The sequence below is a fragment of the Pseudomonas sp. LBUM1658 genome, assembly GCF_059716055.1.
The window spans coordinates 6,102,192-6,122,356 of sequence record NZ_CP166798.1 but is presented as its reverse complement, the minus strand read 5'-3'; the positions used below and the strand labels follow the sequence as shown (position 1 = coordinate 6,122,356).

19 protein-coding genes are annotated in these 20,165 nt (G+C 58.8%); 11 read left to right on the top strand and 8 right to left on the bottom strand.

What is annotated here, in order from left to right; translation table 11 throughout:
- Positions 1-321: 321 nt before the first annotated feature.
- Positions 322-2,100 carry an acyl-CoA dehydrogenase C-terminal domain-containing protein gene (locus tag ACA064_RS28265; protein ID WP_497671064.1) on the top strand — a complete coding sequence of 593 codons (1,779 nt, stop codon included), beginning with the start codon at positions 322-324 and terminating at the stop codon, positions 2,098-2,100.
- A gap of 264 nt (positions 2,101-2,364) precedes the next feature.
- Here the strand turns inward: ACA064_RS28265 and ACA064_RS28260 are convergent, their stop codons facing one another.
- Entirely contained in the window at positions 2,365-3,294 is a 930-nt protein-coding gene (locus ACA064_RS28260) for a LysR family transcriptional regulator (protein WP_497671063.1), read from the bottom strand.
- Positions 3,295-3,529: 235 nt separating this feature from the next.
- Between ACA064_RS28260 and ACA064_RS28255 the strand changes: the two genes are divergently transcribed.
- Together ACA064_RS28255 and ACA064_RS28250 are read left to right on the top strand one after the other, a co-directional pair.
- On the top strand, positions 3,530-4,813 hold the full coding sequence (locus ACA064_RS28255) for an aspartate aminotransferase family protein (RefSeq protein WP_497671062.1): 1,284 nt from the start codon (positions 3,530-3,532) through the stop codon (positions 4,811-4,813).
- A gap of 216 nt (positions 4,814-5,029) precedes the next feature.
- Positions 5,030-5,188: a YqaE/Pmp3 family membrane protein gene (locus ACA064_RS28250; protein ID WP_003228885.1), complete on the top strand. Its 159-nt coding sequence runs from the start codon at positions 5,030-5,032 to the stop codon at positions 5,186-5,188.
- Between the two features lie 10 nt (positions 5,189-5,198).
- Here ACA064_RS28250 and ACA064_RS28245 read toward each other — a convergent pair whose 3' ends face one another.
- Together ACA064_RS28245 and ACA064_RS28240 are read right to left on the bottom strand one after the other, a co-directional pair.
- Positions 5,199-5,831 (bottom strand): TetR family transcriptional regulator, encoded by a 633-nt coding sequence (locus tag ACA064_RS28245; protein WP_497671061.1) that lies wholly within the window; start codon positions 5,829-5,831, stop codon positions 5,199-5,201.
- 169 nt (positions 5,832-6,000) lie between these two features.
- Complete coding sequence (locus ACA064_RS28240; protein WP_497671060.1) at positions 6,001-6,471, bottom strand: hypothetical protein; 471 nt, start codon at positions 6,469-6,471, stop codon at positions 6,001-6,003.
- 390 nt (positions 6,472-6,861) lie between these two features.
- Here ACA064_RS28240 and ACA064_RS28235 point away from each other — a divergent pair, with 390 nt between their 5' ends.
- Positions 6,862-8,937, top strand: a complete 2,076-nt coding sequence (locus ACA064_RS28235; protein WP_497671059.1) for an AsmA family protein — start codon at positions 6,862-6,864, stop codon at positions 8,935-8,937.
- Positions 8,938-9,018: 81 nt separating this feature from the next.
- Here the strand turns inward: ACA064_RS28235 and ACA064_RS28230 are convergent, their stop codons facing one another.
- Positions 9,019-9,933: a LysR substrate-binding domain-containing protein gene (locus ACA064_RS28230; protein WP_497671058.1), complete on the bottom strand. Its 915-nt coding sequence runs from the start codon at positions 9,931-9,933 to the stop codon at positions 9,019-9,021.
- A gap of 141 nt (positions 9,934-10,074) precedes the next feature.
- Here ACA064_RS28230 and ACA064_RS28225 point away from each other — a divergent pair, with 141 nt between their 5' ends.
- The 3 genes from ACA064_RS28225 to ACA064_RS28215 all read left to right on the top strand — a co-directional run bounded on the left by ACA064_RS28225 (position 10,075) and on the right by ACA064_RS28215 (position 12,016).
- Positions 10,075-10,713 (top strand): FMN-dependent NADH-azoreductase, encoded by a 639-nt coding sequence (locus ACA064_RS28225; RefSeq protein ID WP_497671057.1) that lies wholly within the window; start codon positions 10,075-10,077, stop codon positions 10,711-10,713.
- 9 nt (positions 10,714-10,722) lie between these two features.
- The gene (locus ACA064_RS28220) at positions 10,723-11,028 is read left to right on the top strand and encodes a DMT family transporter (protein WP_497671056.1); all 306 of its coding nucleotides are present in this window, start codon (positions 10,723-10,725) and stop codon (positions 11,026-11,028) included.
- Positions 11,029-11,125: 97 nt separating this feature from the next.
- A complete protein-coding gene (locus tag ACA064_RS28215) occupies positions 11,126-12,016 on the top strand; it encodes an esterase/lipase family protein (RefSeq protein WP_497671055.1) in 891 nt (296 codons plus the stop codon).
- 173 nt (positions 12,017-12,189) lie between these two features.
- Here ACA064_RS28215 and ACA064_RS28210 read toward each other — a convergent pair whose 3' ends face one another.
- On the bottom strand, positions 12,190-13,077 hold the full coding sequence (locus ACA064_RS28210; RefSeq protein WP_497671054.1) for a DMT family transporter: 888 nt from the start codon (positions 13,075-13,077) through the stop codon (positions 12,190-12,192).
- Between the two features lie 99 nt (positions 13,078-13,176).
- Between ACA064_RS28210 and ACA064_RS28205 the strand changes: the two genes are divergently transcribed.
- Positions 13,177-13,965: an AraC family transcriptional regulator gene (locus ACA064_RS28205; RefSeq protein ID WP_497671053.1), complete on the top strand. Its 789-nt coding sequence runs from the start codon at positions 13,177-13,179 to the stop codon at positions 13,963-13,965.
- Positions 13,966-14,199: 234 nt separating this feature from the next.
- The gene (locus ACA064_RS28200; RefSeq protein ID WP_497671052.1) at positions 14,200-15,210 is read left to right on the top strand and encodes an AI-2E family transporter; all 1,011 of its coding nucleotides are present in this window, start codon (positions 14,200-14,202) and stop codon (positions 15,208-15,210) included.
- Between the two features lie 166 nt (positions 15,211-15,376).
- Here the strand turns inward: ACA064_RS28200 and ACA064_RS28195 are convergent, their stop codons facing one another.
- Positions 15,377-16,645, bottom strand: a complete 1,269-nt coding sequence (locus tag ACA064_RS28195; protein ID WP_497671051.1) for an Hsp70 family protein — start codon at positions 16,643-16,645, stop codon at positions 15,377-15,379.
- 294 nt (positions 16,646-16,939) lie between these two features.
- Between ACA064_RS28195 and cbpA the strand changes: the two genes are divergently transcribed.
- Positions 16,940-17,890 carry a curved DNA-binding protein gene (gene cbpA / locus ACA064_RS28190; RefSeq protein ID WP_497671050.1) on the top strand — a complete coding sequence of 317 codons (951 nt, stop codon included), beginning with the start codon at positions 16,940-16,942 and terminating at the stop codon, positions 17,888-17,890.
- Positions 17,891-17,892: 2 nt separating this feature from the next.
- Positions 17,893-18,198, top strand: coding sequence for a chaperone modulator CbpM (locus ACA064_RS28185; protein WP_150804160.1), 306 nt, complete (start codon positions 17,893-17,895; stop codon positions 18,196-18,198).
- Positions 18,199-18,320: 122 nt separating this feature from the next.
- Here ACA064_RS28185 and ACA064_RS28180 read toward each other — a convergent pair whose 3' ends face one another.
- Positions 18,321-19,304, bottom strand: coding sequence for an RHS repeat-associated core domain-containing protein (locus ACA064_RS28180; protein WP_497674350.1), 984 nt, complete (start codon positions 19,302-19,304; stop codon positions 18,321-18,323).
- 285 nt (positions 19,305-19,589) lie between these two features.
- Positions 19,590-19,928 (bottom strand): DUF6124 family protein, encoded by a 339-nt coding sequence (locus ACA064_RS28175; protein ID WP_497671049.1) that lies wholly within the window; start codon positions 19,926-19,928, stop codon positions 19,590-19,592.
- Between the last annotated feature and the right edge of the window lie 237 nt (positions 19,929-20,165).

Below are 20,165 nucleotides of genomic sequence, written 5' to 3'. Positions count from 1 at the left end.
GCGATCTTTTGATCTTGATCTTAAAAGCAAAGTCAAAAGATCGCAGCCTGCGGCAGCTCCTACGGTATTGAATTCACACGGAAATGATGGTGAGCGCGGTCAGGGTAGGAGCTGCCGCAGGCTGCGATCTTGGCGATCTCGCACGCGCCGAGACTTTCTGGTCCGCCTCATCACCGGAAACTCACGCCAAACTTCAGTGACTAAAAATTACATTTCAGTCACTAGCTGACCCTATGTGTCTTAAAAGTTGTTCGGGTACACTCAGGGTCTAGCATTAAATCGATCCTACGAATCACTTGTTAAGTTCTTACGAGGTTTGCCATGGCTGACTACAAAGCGCCCCTGCGCGATATGCGCTTCGTCCTCAATGAAGTTTTCGAGGTCGCCAAACTTTGGGCCGAGCTACCTGCCCTGGCTGACACAGTCGATGCTGAAACCGTCGAGGCGATTCTCGAGGAAGCCGGCAAAGTCACCAGTAAAAGCATTGCCCCGCTGAGCCGGAGCGCCGACGAAGAAGGCTGTCATTGGCACGATGGCGCCGTCACTACGCCGCAAGGTTTTCCACAGGCTTACCAGACTTACGCCGAAGGCGGCTGGGTGGGTGTCGGCGGTGATCCAGCGTATGGCGGCATGGGCATGCCCAAGGCTGTTTCGGCTCAGGTCGAAGAGATGGTCAACTCCTCCAGCCTGTCGTTCGGTCTGTACCCGATGCTGACCGCCGGGGCGTGCCTGTCGATCAACGCTCACGCCAGTGAAGAGCTCAAGGCGGCTTATCTGCCCAACATGTACGCCGGCGTCTGGGCCGGTTCCATGTGCCTGACCGAACCCCATGCCGGGACCGATCTGGGAATTATCCGCACCAAGGCCGAGCCGCAGGCCGACGGTTCCTACAAGGTCAGTGGGACCAAGATCTTTATCACCGGCGGTGAGCACGACCTGACCGAAAACATTATCCACCTGGTGCTGGCCAAACTGCCGGACGCACCGGCGGGGCCGAAAGGCATTTCGTTATTCCTGGTGCCGAAGTTCATGGTCAATGGCGACGGCAGCCTGGGCGCGCGCAACCCGGTGAACTGTGGCTCGATCGAACACAAGATGGGGATCCAGGCGTCCTCTACCTGCGTGATGAACTTCGACGAAGCCGTGGGTTACCTCGTCGGTGAACCGAACAAAGGCCTGGCGGCCATGTTCACCATGATGAACTACGAGCGTCTGGGCGTGGGTATTCAAGGCCTGGCATCTGGTGAGCGGTCTTATCAGAACGCCGTCGAATACGCCCGAGACCGCCTGCAAAGCCGTTCGCCAACCGGCCCGCAAGCCAAGGACAAGGTCGCCGATCCGATCATCGTCCACCCGGACGTGCGCCGCATGTTGCTGACCATGAAAGCTTCGAACGAAGGCGGCCGGGCGTTTTCCACCTACGTGGCCATGCAGCTGGACGCCGCCAAGTTCAGTGAAGATCCCGTCACCCGCAAACGCGGCGAAGACCTGGTGGCCTTGCTGACGCCGGTGGCCAAGGCATTCCTCACCGATCTGGGTCTGGAAACCACCATTCACGGCCAACAGGTATTCGGCGGCCACGGCTATATCCGCGAGTGGGGCCAGGAGCAATTGGTCCGTGACGTGCGGATTACCCAGATCTACGAAGGGACCAACGGCATTCAGGCGTTGGATCTGGTGGGTCGCAAGATTGTCGGTAACGGCGGTGCTTATTACTCGCTGTTCGCCGACGAGATTCGCCATTTCACCGCGACCGCCAGTGCTGATCTGGCCGAGTTCACCAAGCCGTTGAATGATGCCGTCGATACCCTCGACGAACTGACCTGCTGGTTACTCGATCGCGCGAAAAACAATCCCAATGAAATCGGTGCGGCATCAGTCGAGTACCTGCAGGCATTCGGCTATGTGGCCTACGCCTACATGTGGGCATTGATGGCCAAAGCGGCCTTTGGCAAAGAGGCGCAGGATGACTTCTACGCCAGCAAACTGGGCACTGCGCGTTTCTACTTTGCCCGCTTGTTGCCACGGATTCACTCGTTGAGCGCGTCGGTCAAGGCCGGCAGTGAATCGCTGTTTCTGTTGAATGCGGAGCAGTTCTGACACAAGTAACATCATGTAAGCATTCTCTTACGTGACGTACTGCTGTTCTCCCATAGCCCAGGATTGGATCCAGAGCTAATCTACTTCACATGGACGTCGCGCAGGAAGCGCAAAGCAACAACACGGACACGTAGGATTCTGCCCAGGATGGCGGAGTGAAATGGATGTCAGGGAAACAGTCTGCAAAGCCCCGCCTCGGCGGGGTTTTCTTTTGCCTGCGAAAAAGTTTGTGCTGGTGAGTGAGCTTTAATTGTTAGTTTTCATTCAGCCCAGCACATCCAGTGTTGCCGGGCTCGCCGGTCGCCCATCCGGGCCATTCATCACGTCTTCCAGCAGATTGCGCAGTAACGCCAGCGTAGCTTGTTGGCGCTGCACATCGCGACACACCAAGCCGACTTTCAGTGGCACCCGCGGTTCACTCAAGGGTTTCCATAGCAGTGCCTTGTTGCCGTGCTCCTGCTGCGAGCGACCGGGCAATACGGTCGCCAGCTTTGTGTGAGGCAGACTGTCGAGGATCCCGGCCATGTTGTTCAACTCCGCCTGGACCTGCGGGCGTCGTCCGAGATTGGCCAGTTGCGCCTGCCAGATCTGTCGCACCTGGAATTCCTCGCCAAGCAACAACATTGGCAACTCCGCGGCCTGGCTCATCGAGACTTTCTTGAATTCGCGCAGCGGATGTTCGGCCGGGATCACCAGGGTCAGTTCATCTTCATATAACAGCAGCCCATGCAGCCCCGGCTGGCGGGGCGGCAGATAGCTGATGCCGATGTCCAGCGAGCCATTGAGCAAGCGCTTTTCGATCTCCAGTCCGGTCAGCTCATAGATCTGCACCACCAGATGCGGCTGTGCTTTACGCACCCGTTCCAGCATCTGCGGCACCAGGCTGGTGTGTACGGTCTGCAGCACGCCGATGGCCAGGGTGCGCAGTGCCTGCCCCTTGAAATTACCCAGCGCTTCACGGGCCCGTTGCATGCCATCGAGCAAGGGCAGGGCGTGATTGTAGAGTGTATGAGCGGCCAGGGTCGGTAACAGGCGTTTGCTGCTGCGCTCGAACAAGCTGACATCGAGGTTCTGTTCCAGGTGGCGAATCTGTTGCGAGAGCGCAGGCTGGGAGATCGACAGGCGCTCGGCGGCCCTTCCGACATGACCTTCTTCATACACCGCGACGAAATAACGCAGTTGCTTGAAATCCATAAGTAATGCTTATCGAAAAAGCTGGAAAATCGAAATGGCCCACGGCCGCTCAGGCGCCTAGTCTAACCGCATTCACAAGGCTGGCAGGGCCATAGAGTGCGATGAATACCGTTTGCGTTGATGGAGTTTACATAGGCAAGGCAAAAAACCTCGGGCAGTGGTTGACCCGTGATCCCGATAAGCACCCGGTTGCAAATCGACTCTGGTTGTGGCTGCCACTTGAGGGCCTGGGTACATGAGCCTGTTCAACTTGCGTCGAAATTCCCTAAGCCTTGATGACCTGACGGCAGACCTGCGTCAGCCATCCAGGCGCGATAACCTCTCCAGCGAGTGCCTGATGCCCAGCGTAGAGCGGCCCCAGCAGATTTTTGTTCGTGGCCAGGGTTCCTGGCTATGGGACAGCGAAGACCGTGCGTATCTGGACTTCAATCAAGGTGGTGCGGCCAACAGCCTTGGCCATAGCCCTTCGGTGCTGGTCAAAGCTATTGCCGCTCAGGCCCAGGCGCTGCTCAATCCAGGCAACCGGCTGCAACATCGCGGTCTGCTCAATTTGGCCGAGCGTTTGTGCCATAGCACTGGCAGCGACCAGGCGTACTTGCTCAACAGCGGCAGCGAAGCCTGTGAAGCGGCGATCAAACTGGCCCGCAAGTGGGGGCAACTGCACCGCGGCGGAGCCTATCGGATCATTACCGTCAGCCACGCTTGCCACGGCCGCAGCTTCGCGGCGATGGCAGCGTCCGACGGCGTGAATATCGAGAACCGCTTTGATCCACTACTGCCAGGCTTCAGCCACGTCCCGTTCAATGATTTACCCGCGCTGCATGCCGCCGTTGATGCCCGGACCGTGGCGATCATGCTGGAACCGATCCAGGGCGAAGCCGGGGTGATTCCCGCCACCGAGCATTACCTCAAGGGCGTCGAACGTCTGTGCCGTGAACTGGGGATTCTGCTGATTCTCGATGAAGTGCAAACCGGCATCGGTCGCTGCGGCACCTTGCTCGCCGAACAGCTTTATGGTGTGCGCGCCGATATTGTCACCCTCGGCAAAGGCCTTGGCGGCGGCGTACCGCTGGCGGCGCTATTGGCACGCGGTACAGCCTGTTGTTTTGACCCCGGCGAGTTGGACGGCACTCATCACGGCAATGCCTTGATGACCGCGGCCGGGATAGCGGTGCTCGATACCCTGCTGGAAAACGGCTTCCTCGAGCATGTCCGGGACACCGGCCAATACCTGCGCGAGGGCCTGGCTCGTCTGGCTCACCGCTACGGGCAGGGTGAGTTGCGCGGGCAGGGACTGTTCTGGGGCCTGACCCTGGCGGATGATTCGGCCGACGCGGTGGTCAAGGCAGCGTTTTATGAAGGCTTGCTGTTGAATGCGCCACAAGCCGATTGCCTGCGCTTTACCCCCGCACTGACCGTCAGCAAAGCCAATATCGACGAAATGCTACTGCGACTGGCTCGGGCTTTTTCCCGGGTTCGCACCGCGAAACTCCACTGCCGTAAAGGTGTGGCGGTGTGAACGATCTGCGGCCTCTCTAATTCTCGAACCGTCTCGCGGTATAACGCATCGCCCCATGTCTGGTTCTTTTGGCATGGGGCGTTTTTTTGTCTGCGTGCTTTGAGAAGCACTTTTTAAGATGGGCAGACCCGCTGGCCGACAAATGAACCCTGCTGATCGCTACTGGTCGATTAGTAGTCTGGTTCATACGAGCCGATTTTCATCAGGAGCTGACCCATGGACTTTATCCGCATCATTATCGCCATCCTGTTGCCGCCGCTGGGAGTGTTCCTGCAGGTGGGCTTCGGCGGCGCGTTCTGGCTGAATATCCTGCTGACCTTGTGCGGCTACATCCCGGGAATCGTGCATGCGGTGTATATCATCGCCAAGCGTTGAGGCGCGTCGCTTACTCGGTACTGCCCAACCCTTGCCAGTGCTTGAGCCCGATAAAGATAAAACGCAGTTGCTGGGTGATTTTTGCCTGGGGCGTGAGGTGTTCGGGCAGCGCTGCGGCCGGTGGGTCGATGATGTCCGGCAAAGTGGCGAACACGCTTTTGACGATCAAGTCGGCCATGACTGTCAGGCCTGCGACATCCAGATGTTGCAGTTTCGGCATCAAGGCCAGATCCGCTGCCAGGTCCGAGCTGATGTCTTCCCGCAGGGCGCCGATCGCCTGACGCACCGGCAGCGAACCGCCATATTGTTCACGGGCGAGAAATAGAAACTGCGAACGATTGGCCGCCACAACGTCGAGAAAGATCCGCACCGAGGCATCGATGATCCCTCCCATGACGAACTCGTTGTGCCGCACCAGACGGATGGTGGCGCGGAAGGTCTGACCGACTTCGCTCACCAGTACCAGCCCAAGCTGGTCCATATCGGCAAAATGCCGATAAAAACCTGTAGGAACAATCCCGGCGGTTTTCGCCACTTCGCGCAGGCTCAGGCTGCCGAATCCTCGGCCGCTTTCCATCAAGTTGCGGGCAGCGTCCATCAAGGCGTTGCGGGTCTGTTGTTTCTGTTCGGCGCGGGGGAGCATCGGGTGGCTGATTTCTGGACAAGTACAGCGATGCACTCTAGCAAATCAACTTTGCCGGCGTCGAACTTGAGCAGAGGGGATATGAGGCGGGAGGGGCAACAGAGGGGCTATTTACACAAAAGCAAAGCCCGATCCAGGGATCGGGCTTTTTCTCAGGGCCGGCATGGGCTTAGCTCACGGTCTGATGACGTTCGGCCAGGCGATCAGCACCGCCTTCGGCAACAGTCTGACCTTGAGGAGTGCTGTCGTAGCCATCTTCGGCAACAGTCTGACCTTGAGGAGTGCTGTCGTAGCCATCTTCGGCAACAGTCTGACCTTGAGGAGTGCTGTCGTAGCCATCTTCGGCAACAGTCTGACCTTGAGGAGTGCTGTCGTAGCCATCTTCGGCAACAGTCTGACCTTGAGGAGTGCTGTCGTAGCCATCTTCGGCAACGGTTTGACCTTGAGGAGTACTGTCGTAGCCATCTTCAGCAACGGTTTGACCTTGTGGAGTACGCTCATAACCATCGGCAGCGATAGTCTGGCTGAATACCGAGTGGTCTTCTTTTGCTTGAGGAGTAGCTTGCTCGGCAGCAGGCAAGGCGAAAGCATTGGCGGCCAGTATCGAGAGTGTCAGGCTAAGCAGTAATTGGCGTTTCATGATCGGTGTGCTCCGTGGACGGGCTATAAAGTGGGTACGGAGCCAATGTTACTCGCGCCAAGTCGATATAGAAGTTCATAAGGGCAATGGTAATAATCAACGGAATTGATTGTCCTGCGAGAAGGCTCTAGACCGGTGTTTTCCGGCGAGTACTCTGGCATTTTGAGTGGGTATATTCGACCCACTGTCGCCCTCGCGATAGTGCGGGGGGCGGTAACACAGCCGGTCGGGCGATCGGGAAATCGCCGATGGTTGCATTTAAATTGCTCTTCTTGTTAAACCTGCGGGGCATTTACCAGTCGTAGTTTTCAAAGCGGGTCGCTTCCAAGCCTGCCGCTTCAAACGTGCGTCGCAGTTCGGACGCTCAGCCGTAATCAGGAGCCCCGTGCAATGACGCGCACTCGTAAAATTCTCGCCTGGACAGTCGCCAGCCTGGTTGCTCTGTTCGCCGTACTGGTTCTGGTCATCGCGTTCTTCGATTGGAACCGGATCAAGCCGCCACTCAACGCCAAAGTCTCTGAAGAACTACACCGACCTTTTGCCATCAACGGCGACCTGGCGGTGATCTGGCAGCGCCAGCCCGACGAGGGTGGTTGGCGGGCCTGGGTTCCGTGGCCGCATGTGGTGGCGCAAGACCTGAGCCTGGGCAATCCGGACTGGTCGAAGAACCCGCAGATGGTCAGCCTCAAGCGCGTCGAGTTGCGTATTTCACCTCTGGCATTGCTGGCACAACGGCTGGTGATCCCGCGTATTGATCTCACCGAGCCCAATGCCACCCTTGAACGCCTGGCTGATGGGCGTGCCAACTGGACGTTCCAGTTCGACCCGAAAGACCCGAATGCCGAGCCCTCCAGCTGGGTGCTGGACATTGGGGCCATCGGTTTCGACAAAGGCCGGGTCACCCTCAATGATCAAAGCCTGAAAACCCAACTCGAGTTGCTGGTTGATCCGTTGGGCAAGCCCATTCCGTTCAGCGACATCGTCGGTGACAAAGCGGCGAAAAAGGCCAGCGAGAAGGGTTCTGCGCCACAGGATTACGCGTTTGCCTTGCAGGCCAAAGGCAGCTATCGCCAGCAAAAACTCGTTGGCACCGGCAAGGTCGGCGGCCTGCTGGCGTTGCAGGACGCCTCCAGGCCATTCCCCTTGCAAGCCCAGGTCAGGATCGGCGATACCAGCGTCGAACTGGCCGGGACCCTGACCGATCCGCTCAATCTGGGTGCGCTGGATTTGCGCCTGAAACTGGCCGGCACCAGCCTGGGTAACCTCTACCCCCTGACCGGCGTGACGCTGCCGGATTCGTCGGCCTATGCCACCGATGGCCATCTGGTCGCCAAACTGCAGGAGCCCGAAGGTGCTTCGTTTCGTTATGAGCAATTCAACGGCAAGATCGGCGGCAGTGATATTCACGGTGATCTGGCCTATGTCGCCAGCAAGCCTCGGCCCAGACTCAGCGGGGCGCTGGTCTCAAACCAACTGTTGTTCGCCGACCTCGCGCCGCTGATCGGCGCCGATTCGAATGCCAAGCAAAAAGCCCGTGGCGGCGAAAGCAAGCAGCCGGCGGGCAAGGTGCTGCCAGTCGAGGAGTTTCGTACCGAGCGCTGGCGCGATATGGATGCGGATGTTGAATTCACCGGCAAGCGTATCGTCCACAGTACCCGATTGCCTTTTACCGATCTCTACACTCATCTGATTCTCAATGATGGCCAGCTCAGCCTTGAGCCGCTGCGTTTTGGCGTGGCCGGCGGCAAGCTGGACGCGCAGATTCGTCTCAATGGCCGCACGACACCCCTGGAAGGTCGGGCGAAGCTGACGGCGCGCAACTTCAAGCTCAAGCAACTGTTCCCGACCTTTGAACCGATGAAAACCAGTTTTGGCGAACTCAATGGTGATGCCGATATCGCCGGTCGCGGCAACTCGGTGGCGGCGTTGCTGGGGACCGCCAATGGTGATCTGAAAATGCTCATCAACGATGGCGCCATCAGCCGGGAGCTAATGGAACTGGCCGGGCTCAATGTCGGCAATTACGTGGTCAACAGGATATTTGGCGACAAAGAAGTGAAGATCAACTGCGCGGCGGCTGATTTTGATATCAAGACCGGTCTGGCCACCACCCGCTTGTTTGTTTTCGATACCGAGAACGCAATTGTTTACATCGATGGCACGGTGAACATGGCCACCGAGCAGTTGGACCTGACCATTACTCCCGAATCCAAGGGCCTGCGGCTGTTCTCCCTGCGTTCGCCGCTGTATGTGCGTGGCCCCTTCATCAAGCCGGCTGCCGGGGTGAAAGGCGTGCCATTGATGTTGCGGGGCGCGGGGATGGTCGCGCTGGGAGTGATTGCCGGGCCTGCGGCGGGATTGCTGGCGTTGGTTGCACCGAGCGGCGGGGAACCGAATCAATGTGTGCCATTGTTGGCGCAGATGAAGGAGGGCAAGGCGCCGATGACGGTAAAACCGACCAAGTGATCCATGGGCTGGAAGATGTGGCGTCTGGCATCACCCCTTCGCGGGCAAGTCGGATCGCCGCACCGCCGCTCCCACAGGTACTTATGGGAGTGGTGCGGGCAGGGCGTGCCCCGAGAGCAACGCCTCCTCGCGCAGCCACTGGAAGAACGCCCGCACCGGCGGATGGCGCTCACGCCCGGGCACACAGAGCGCGCTGTAGCCGGCGCCATCGACATGGATCTCGGGTCGATAAGCCTGGAGCAAGCCGCTGGCGACGCTTTCGGAAACCAGAATATTGCTCGCCAGCACCAGGCCTTGACCGGCGATCGCCGCTTGCAGGGCGTAATGCTCTTCGTCGTATTCGCGGATCATCGGCTGGCCCTCGAGCCAATTCTCCCCGGCCTGCCCGCACCAGGCTCCCCAGCCATGGGCGTAGAGCTTGGAATTGTGCCAGCGCACGCTGATCAGCGTCGGTTGCCGGGTGGCGGCTAGAGCGACTTGCTCCGGTGAACCGTAGACCGCAAAACACTCGTCGAACAGGCACAACCCATAGAGGTTGGGGTAGTCGTCGAGGCTATAGCGAATCACCAGATCGACGCTTGCATCCTGACGCAAATCGATCACCTCGCAGTTAGTGTCCAGGCGCAGGGTGATGTTTGGATGGCTGGCGTAGAAGCGTCCTAGTCGTGGCACCAGCCACAACGTCGCAAACGCCGCCGTGGTGGAAATCATCAGGTTCGCGCTGTTGCGTTGCGGACGCAGGGTATCAACGCTTTGCGCGACCTCCAGCAGTGCGCCATGCAGGCTGTGGAACAGCCGTTCGCCGCATTCGGTCAGGCGCACCTGGCGTGGCAGGCGTTCGAACAACGACACGCCAAGCCAGCTTTCCAGCGAGCGGATCTGATGAGACACCGCGGTTGGAGTAACCGACAGCTCTTCGGCGGCAGCCTTGAAACTCAACAGGCGTGAAGCGGATTCGAAGGCGCGCAGGGCGGTCAGCGGTAGCGAGGCAAACATCTGAGGGCTCCATGGATGAAATGAACTCATCCTGAATGACTTCTGATCATTTGAAGGGGGGCAGCTTCGAGCTTCAAGCTGCAAGCCACAAGCTTTGAAGCAGTTTGGTCTTTCGAGTTTAGCCTTTTCAAGGAGATTCAGATGAACAGAATTCTTGCCGTGCATGCCAGCCCCCGTGGCGAACGCTCTCACTCCCGGCGCTTGGCCGAGGTGTTTCTTTCGGCCTGGCAGGCCATTCACCCTGAGTCACAGCTGACTCGTCGCGAGGTTGGGCGGGCGTTGATCCCACCGGTTAATGAGGGATTCATCGCCGCTGCGTTCTACCCGGAACCCGACGCCCGGCCACTGTCGATGCAAGCCGATCTGGCATTCAGCGATGAGTTGGTGGCGGAGTTGCTGGGGCATGATTTGCTGGTGATCTCGACGCCAATGCACAACTTCAGCGTTCCGAGCGGTCTCAAAGCCTGGATCGACCAGATCGTGCGTCTGGGCCTGACCTTCAACCACAGCCTGGACAATGGCGTCGCGCAGTATGAGCCGCTGGTGCGGGGTAAAAAGGCCCTGGTCATTACCAGTCGCGGTGGACACGGCTTCGGCCCCGGTGGGGAGAACGAGGCACTGAATCATGCCGATCCTCTGCTGCGCACCGCACTGGGTTTTATCGGCATCGATGACATCACGGTAGTTGCAGCGGAGGGCGAAGAATCGGCAGAACGCACTTTCCTGGTCTCGTCCGCCGAGGCTGAACAGCGCTTGCTGGCACTGGCCAAGGTGTTTTGAGGAGGCGTCATGGCCTGGGTGTTTTTGCTGATCGCCGCCGGTTTCGAAGTCACCTTCGCCATGGGCATGAAGTACGCCGAAGGTTTCACCCGTCTCTGGCCATCGCTGCTCACGGTGGTGGCGGCGGTGGGCGGGATCTGGTTTCTGACCCTGGCCATGCGCGAACTGCCGGTGAGCATCGCCTACCCGATCTGGACCGCCATCGGTTCACTGGGCACGGTGTTTTTCGGTTTTGCGTTGTTGGGTGAGAGTCTGACGGTGATCAAACTGTTGTCAGTCGGATTGATCGTGGCAGGAGTGGTCGGGTTGAAATAGCGTTCATGGGCTTGTCATCCCGGTGGCCGATGCTGGCACATTCGCCATTCATTACGTCTAGGATGGCATGATCAGCTCAGTTCAGGGATGTACGCCTATGTCGCAAGAATCCGCCACCCGTTTTCCATTGGTGTTGGTCCCGGGGATGTTGGGGTTTATTCGACTGGTGCTATACCCGTACTGGTACGGGATCATTTCGGCCCTGCGCCGAGGCGGGGCAACAGTGATCGCCGTGCAGGTCTCGCCGCTCAATTCTTGTGAGGTGCGCGGTGAGCAGTTGTTGATGCGCATTGAAGAGATTTTGCGCGAGACCGGCGCCGCCAAAGTCAATTTGTTCGGCCACAGCCAAGGGGCGCTCACCGCGCGTTATGCCGCGGCCAAGCGCCCGGATTGGGTGGCCTCGGTGACCTCGGTCGCAGGGCCCAATCATGGATCGGAGCTGGCGGACTATCTGCACACCCATTACCCGGGCGACAGCCCGCTCGGGCGGGTACTGAAAGTGGTGATTCGACTGATCGCGGCCTTGATGAGTCTGCTGGAAACCGGCTATCGCGGTCCGAAATTGCCAGTGGATATCCATGCTTCACACCAATCGCTGACGTCCGAGGGCGTGGCGCTGTTCAACCGGCAATACCCGCAAGGTTTGCCCGACACCTGGGGCGGGCAGGGTGCCGAGGTGGTCAATGGTGTGCGTTATTACTCCTGGTCCGGGACGTTGCAACCAGGCAAGACCGATCGCGGGCGCAACCTGTTCGATGGCACCAACCGCAGTTGCCGGTTGTTCGCCAGAACCTTCATACGCGAAGCCGGGCACTGCGATGGGATGGTCGGGCGTTACAGCTCCCATCTGGGCACGGTGATCGGCGATGAGTATCCGCTGGACCACTTCGACATCGTCAATCAGTCCCTGGGGCTGGTAGGCAAGGGCGCCGAGCCGATTCGATTGTTTGTCGAGCATGCGCAGCGGTTGAAGGTGGCGGGTTTGTAATTGTGTTCCGCAGTCCTATTGTGGCGAGGGAGCTTGCTGTGGCGAGGGGGCTTGCCCCCGTTGGGTCGCACAGCGGCCCTAAAGCCTGCGATCACATTTTGTCCAGGCACACCGCATTCAAAGGTTTTGCGGCTGCTGCGCACCCGAGCGGGGGCAAGCCCCCTCGCCACAAGTCAGGCAACCCTAACCCTGCGCCCCAGCACGGTTCGCCAACGCTCCGACACAATCACCCCACCCAGGGTCAAAGCGCCACCGACCAGGTGATACAGCGCCAGTTGCTCCTGCAGCACCACGGCGGCAATCAGTGCGGTGATCAGCGGCAACAAGTTGAAGAACAACGTCGTGCGGCTCGGCCCCAGGCGTACCACCGCTTGCATCCAGGCCAGCGGAGCGATCATTGAGGCCAGCAGGCAGGCGTAGAGCACCAGTGGAATGTTCTGCAGGGTCAGACCGACTTTCGGTGAGGCGAGGAACATTGGAAACAGCACCACCACCGCCACCAGTACCTGCAAGTAGAGCAGCACCAGCGGCGGCAAACGCAGCTGCCATTTTTTCAGCAGCGTGCTGTATATCGCATAAGCCAGGGTGGCGATCAGCATCATCCCATCGCCCAGGTTCACGCCGTGTTCCAGTAGCGCACCGAGGCTGCCGGAGGACACCACCACCAGCACCCCGGCGAACGACAGCACGGCACCGGCCAGCGCGCCGGCGGTCAGGCGTTGACCCAGGCTGACAATCGCCATGGCCAGTGACATCAAAGGCATCAGCGACAGAATGATGCCCATGTTGGTGGCGGAGGTCAGGGTCGCAGCGAAGTAGGCCAGGCTCTGATAGACCGCCATGCCGAGCACACCGAGGATAAAAATCTTGCCCAGGTTCGGGCGGATCAATGGCCAATGGGCGATCACTGGCTTGAGCATGAAGGGCGTGAACAAAATCCCCGCCAGCAGCCAGCGATAGAAACCGATCTCGGCCGGGAAAATTGCCCCGACTGCCAGTTTGTTGATCACGGTATTGCCGGCCCAGATGAAAATGGCCAGCAGTGGATAAGCGTATTGCATGGGGGGAGAAAACCGGTACGTTAATGAAGGGTGATTATCCCTTGTCCGGATCAATGCCTATACTTCGATCCAGACAATCCGCCTCTGTATTCGGACAGCATGAACAAAAAGCACATCGACCTTCTGGATTTCAGCGGTTTGCCGACGCCGGTGTATTTCCGCTACGCCGATTTCCACGCCCATAGCCATGCTTCGGCTCACCGCCACCCGTGGGGCACCCTCGAGTACTCGGCCTTCGGGGTGATGCATATGGAAATTGCCGGACGCCGCTTTACCTCGCCACCGCAATACGCGGTGTGGGTGCCGCCGGATACCGAGCATAGTTTCTACAGCGCCCAACCGATCAACTATCGCGCGGTCTGTCTGGCTCCCGAACTGTGCCGCGACTTGCCACAGCAAGCCTGCACACTGGCCATCAGCGACATACTCAAGGCGATCCTCAAGGACTTCGCGGCTCGCGACGTGAAGATCCCGCAACACGAAACCGATGCTCGCCTGGCCCAGGTGCTGGTCGACCAATTGCAGCAAGCACCGGTGCATACCTGCTATTTACCTTATGCCAGCAGCCCCGTCTTGCTCAGTGTGCTCGAAGCCCTGCAGGCCGAGCCGGGGGATAACCATCCGCTGGCGCACTGGGCCGACCAGGTGCATGTCAGCGAGCGCACCCTGGCCCGGCAGTTTGTCCGCGAGTTGGGCATGAGTTTTGGCGAGTGGCGTCAGCGTCTGCGGTTTCTGGCGTCGATCGAGGCACTGGACAGTCAGCGCAGCATTCAAGAGGTGGCGTTCGACATGGGCTACAGCACCGGGTCGGCGTTTATCGCAATGTTCCAGCGCCACGCCGGCTGCACCCCCGAGCAATATCGGCGGACCAGTTTGCAGAACAGGTGAAGGTGTAACAGGGTTTGTCTTGGCGCCTGTCAGTTTAGGAAATGAGGTCTCTTGTAGGAGCGAGCTTGCTCGCGAAGGACTCAAGGGCAGCGCGTTTATTCAGAAAACACGCATTATCGTTAACGTCCATCCCGAGCAAGCTCGCTCCCACAGGTTATCCCCCCCAATCCCTAGTGTTGGCTCCCGAACGCTGGCAGACTGCCGATCCTCTATCGCAGTTCGTTTTGAGGCTTTATGCCAACGTTTTCGCAGCGTCATCTGTTGTACTTCAGTTGGGTAATCATTTTTGGTGGGTTGCTGCTGGTCTTGCCGCTACGGCTGTTGCCGAGCCTGCTCGCCGGTCTGTTGGTATTCGAGCTGGTCAACATGCTCACCCCGCAGCTGCAACGGCTGATCGAAGGGCGCCGGGCACGCTGGTTGGCGGTGGCGTTGCTGGGTACCCTGGTGGTCAGCGTACTGACGCTGATCTTTGCCGGTGCTATCAGTTTCCTGCTGCATGAAGCGGAGAATCCCGGCGCTTCCCTGGACAAGTTCATGCACGTCGTGGACAAGGCCCGCGGGCAGTTGCCACCGTTTATCGACGCTTATCTGCCGGCCAGTGCGGCGGAGTTCCGGGTGGCCATCGGCGATTGGATGAGCAAGCACCTGAGTGATCTGCAACTGGTGGGCAAGGATGCGGCGCACATGTTCGTCACGCTGCTGATCGGCATGGTGCTCGGTGCGATCATCGCCTTGCAGCGGATACCGGATCTCACCCAGCGCAAACCACTGGCCGCGGCGTTGTTTGATCGCTTGACCCTGCTGGTCAAAGCTTTTCGCAATATCGTCTTCGCGCAGATCAAGATTTCCCTGCTCAACACCATCTTCACCGGGATCTTCCTGGCAGTGATTCTGCCGATGTTCGGCATCAAGCTGCCGCTGACCAAAACCCTGATCGTGCTGACCTTCCTGCTCGGCCTGCTACCGGTTATCGGTAACCTGATGTCGAACACGCTGATCACCATCGTCGGCCTGTCGCTGTCGATCTGGGTAGCGATGGCGGCACTGGGTTATCTGATCTTTATCCACAAGCTGGAATACTTCCTCAACGCGCGGATCGTCGGCGGGCAGATCAGTGCCAAGTCCTGGGAGTTGCTGCTGGCGATGTTGGTGTTCGAAGCCGCGTTCGGTTTGCCCGGGGTGGTGGCGGGTCCGATTTATTACGCGTATCTGAAGAGTGAGCTGAAGCTGGCGGGGTTGGTTTAAAGGGGCGGTCTGTCTGTTGAAGATTTGTGTTGCCTGATCTGGCCCCATCGCGAGCAAGCCCGCTCCCACATCTAGATCTGTGTTGGACCACTATGCGGTGATCGACTCAGGTCATGTGGGAGCGAGCCTGCTCGCGATAGAGTTACCTCGGTCTCTCAGACAGTACTCAGCAGCCGTACCGCTTCATGGCCTCGATCGCCAGGCCACTGCCGATGCTGCCAAAGATATTCCCCTCCACATGCCGCGCGTTCGGCAGCATTGCCGAGACGCTCTGGCGCAGGGCCGGGATGCCGCTCGAGCCGCCGGTGAAGAACACCGTATCGACCTGATCGACGCGTACATCGGCATCGCTGAGCAGTTGGGTCACGCTATTGCGGATGCGTTCCAGCAGGTTGTCGATGGCCGACTCGAACAGCGCCCGGCTCAACTCCACACTCAGGCCCGGCTCGATGCGATCAAGCGGTACATGGCGGCTTTCGGCCTGGGTCAGCTGGATCTTGGTTTCTTCCACTTCCATCGCCAGCCAGTGCCCGGCGCGCTGTTCGATCAATTTGAACAGGCGGTCGATGCCACCGGTGTCTTCGATGTCGTAGCGCATGCTGCCCAGCGCCAACTGGGATTTCTGCGAGTACACCGAGTTGATGGTGTGCCAGGTCGCCAGGCTCATGTGCTGACTGGTGGGCATATAGGCGCCGCTCTTCATCCGGCTGCCGTAACCAAACAGCGGCATTACGCCCTGCAGGCTCAGCTGCTTGTCGAAGTCGGTACCGCCCACATGCACACCACCAGTGGCGAGGATGTCGTCGTGGCGGTGGTCGATGGCGCGGCGCTCGGGGGACAGGCGCACCAGCGAGAAGTCGGAAGTACCACCGCCGATGTCGACGATCAGCACCAGCTCTTCACGTTCGATGGTCGACTCATAGTCGAAAGCGGCGGCAATCGGCTCGTACTGGAAGGACACATCCTTGAAGCCAATGGCCCGTGCCACGTCCACCAGGGTATTTTCAGCTTCCTGGTCGGCCAGAGGATCATCGTCGACGAAAAACACCGGCCGGCCGAGTACCACTTCTTCGAACTCACGACCGGCGGTCACCTCGGCGCGCTTCTTCAGCTGGCCGATGAACAGCCCGAGCAGGTCCTTGAACGGCATGGCCGTGCCAAGCACGCTGGTATCGTGCTTGATCAGCTTGGAGCCCAGCAGGCTTTTGAGCGAGCGCATCAGCCGGCCTTCGTAACCTTCCAGGTACTCGTGCAACGCCAGCCGGCCGTAGACCGGGCGGCGTTCTTCGATGTTGAAGAAGACCACCGAGGGCAGGGTGATCTTGTCGTCCTCCAGCGCTATAAGCGTTTCCATGCCGGGGCGCAGCCAGCCGACAGTGGAGTTGGACGTGCCGAAGTCGATGCCGCAGGCACGGGCCGGAGATGCGTTTTTCATGTCTATCGAGTTCCGGTTAAAAAACGGCCGCGCAGTGTATGCCAGTGAGACGAAGATGCGTAGGCCGACTATCCACTAAATCGCAGCGACAAGCGCCTTTAAAGACTATCCTTCGCCCCAAACTTGCAGGCATGGCCCTGGCAACCTGCGCGCATTCAAGAGTTGGGCGCCGGTTGTCGATAAACTTCTGACGCGCTGGCGGGTCACAAGATTGAGATCAATCAATCCAAAGGGTGCCAAAGAGAGCATGCTGTGCCTGGCTGCGCGATATCGATAACGGATGGTGATCCTTAGATGGACTTCAAAGATTATTACAAGATTCTCGGCGTGGAGCCGACTGCGGACGACAAGGCGATCAAAGCCGCGTACCGCAAGCTGGCGCGCAAGTATCACCCCGACGTCAGCAAGGAAAAGGACGCCGAGGCTAAATTCAAGGACGCCTCGGAAGCCTATGAGGCGCTGAAAAGTGCCGACAAGCGCGCCGAATACGACGACCTGCGCAAATATGGCCAGCATGGCCAGCCGTTCCAGGGCCCGCCGGGCTGGCAGGGACGTGGCGGCTTCAGTGGCGGTCAGGACACGGGCGATTTCTCGGACTTCTTCAGTTCGATCTTTGGCTCGCGTGGCGGTGGTGGTTTCAGTGGTGGACAATCAGGTCGTAGCACCGCTCGTCGAGGACAAGATGTGGAAATGGAATTACCGGTTTTTCTAGAGGAAACCCTGTCGACCGAGTCGAAGAAGGTCAGCTTCCAGGTGCCGCAGTACGACGCCGCCGGCCGGCACGTCAGCAATACCAGCAAAAGCCTGAATGTGAAAATCCCTGCCGGCGTCGCCGACGGCGAGCGCATCCGCCTCAAAGGCCAGGGTGCACCTGGCGTGGGTGGCGGGCCCAATGGTGACCTGTATCTGATCATCCGCTTCGCGCCGCATCCGAAGTTCGATGTCGAGGGTGAAAATCTGATCATCACCCTGCCTCTGGCCCCTTGGGAGCTGGCGTTGGGCACTGAAGTCGCGGTGCCGACCCTGACCGGCAAGATCCATTTGAAGGTTCCGGCCGGCAGCCAGAACGGCCAGCGCATGCGCGCCAAAGGTCATGGCCTGCTGAGCAAGGCGGGGCACCGTGGTTATCTGTTCGTGCAATTGAAAGCGGTCATGCCCAAACACAGCGACGACGCGGTCAAGGCGTTGTGGCAGGAGCTGGCGGAAAAAGCCGCTTTTAACCCGAGAGAACACTGGAGTAGCTGATCATGAGCAGTCCCCTGATCGTTCAACTGGGCATGGAAGAATTCTGTGAGGTGACCGATTTGTCGGCTGCCTACGTGATCGAAATCGTCGAACACGGCATCCTCGAACCTCAGGGCAAGGTGCCCAAGGATTGGTTGTTTACCGACTACGAATTGGTCCTGGCCAAGCGCGCGGCCAAGCTGCGGCGCGATCTCGAGCTGGAATGGGAAGGGGTCGCCCTGGCCCTGGACCTGCTCGAGGAGGTCCAGCAATTGCGGGCCGAGAACCGGATGCTCAAGCAGCGGTTGGGGCGGTTGGTGGTTGAATAGCGCAATGGATGGATGAACATCCAATTCGTCACTCAACCCCAAACCTGTAGGAGCCTGGCTTGCCGGCGATGGCGGTCTCATGGGCTCCATCGCTTTTTAACGAGCCCTGATTGCAGAAGGAATTACCCCTTCCTTCTCTTTCCGCCTCTCAATTGCTCATTGGCTGCGTCCAGATCGAAATATGTTGAGCCATCAGCACGACGCATATTGAAATTTGGAAGCAGTCTGTCAGGAACAGGCGGAGGAGGAGGCGGACCCGGACGCAAAGTGACTCGGCTTACACCATGAGCATCACGACCAGCATCGTGCCATTGTAGCGGGCGTCTGGATGGACCAGGGTTTGAGGCGGGCATTACCGGGGCCGGCGTCGAGCTCCTTCCCGTGGGACCGCTAGGGTTCCTGGCGATTTCCTCAAAAAATTGGGACCAAGGTACTCTTTCCGGTTCTGGACTCGGCGTGGGCACCCAATCCCGGTAATTGTCAGGTAGGCCCCTTGACCTATTCCTTGCCACTGATCTGGATACCTGCGAGGACTGCGAGGGCGTCGCACCTCCAGTGGATACACCTCCAGTGGATATGGGTGTGGCCGTAGAAGACGAGGCCGTTGGGACTGCAGCATACTCATTACGGCTAACTGGTGCTAAACCGTTTCTTTCACGAGCTCTTCGGGCGTTGAGTGCGACAGCGGCATCGTTGAGGGCAGTTGGCGGATTGGGTGCACCAGTTGTACGAGCTCTCCAAAACCTCCATTTAATATGCCCAGTCGGATCCGAAAAATTCACCGGATCCCCCACGCAATACACATACGCATTCAACCCACCCTTCCCAAACGGGCTCCAACTGTCCGGGCTATGAAAACGCATCAATCGCGGGTTGTAAGCGCGGTAACCGTTGCCCAGCAAATACCAACCGATCCGCGCCTCGCGCAATTCACCGTTGAAACCCAATCGCGTCGCAACCTCCTGTTGCCCGGACTGCTGGCCGTAGGCGGAATAGGAGATGGGGTTGGGCTTGCCACCAACAATTTCAGCGAGTATTGAGTTCTTGTTGTCGGTTGCCAGCAGGACGGTACGTTGCTGGCGCGAGTTGTTTTGCTCATCGGCCATTGAGTGGGTCATGAGGGGGCTTCCTTGTTGAGCTCGTCGACTTTAATCAATGCTTCCAGTGTTACTCCTTCTGCGTAGCGCTGGGTACTAGCAGATCTGCTAGTGGGCGGTTGGTGGTGGAGTGTGCCGAGATCATGGTTGATATCGAGGCCGCTATCGCGAGCAAGCTCGCTCCCACAGGTTATGTGTCGATCACATAAGGTGGCCTGACATAAATCCACTGTGGGAGCGAGCTTGCTCGCGATGGTCTTCCATTCAGCCAATGCCTATCTGACAAACCACGCTCTATACCTTGGCCGAACAACCTCGCTGATCCACCTGCTCCAACGCCTGATCCACTAGCAACTTGCACAATTCGATCATCTGATAGATCCCCAGCGCCACACTGCGCCGTGAACCTTCGAGCTCGAAGGCCAGGTCGCCAGCGATGGCATTGACCGACGCCAGGGTCTCGGAGGCGTTGGCCAGCAGGCTTTCGGTGTCGATGTGGGTGGCGACGGTGAAGAGATTCGTCGTGGGGGTATCGGAACTATGGAGGTTGTCGAATGATGGATTGAGGCCGCATTCAGCCGCGTTGTTGGTTTTTTTGGAATCGAAAGGCGGATCGGGGGTGATCTTTTTCATCGTGAAGCTCCTTGATCAAATGGAGCTGCCACTACCTGCTGTCAAACAAGAATGGGTGGCAGCTGTACGCGGGTTGACAGACCGAGGATCAAGGAACCCGGCGCACACGAATGTGCCCCACGCACAGCCGCCATAATACGGAACGGCAGACACAAAAAAGTGCCGACTGTTCGCATAGCGGCACTTGCATGCCTTGATACTATTCGGTCTGTCAAAACCGGTCGCTGATTTTGCAGC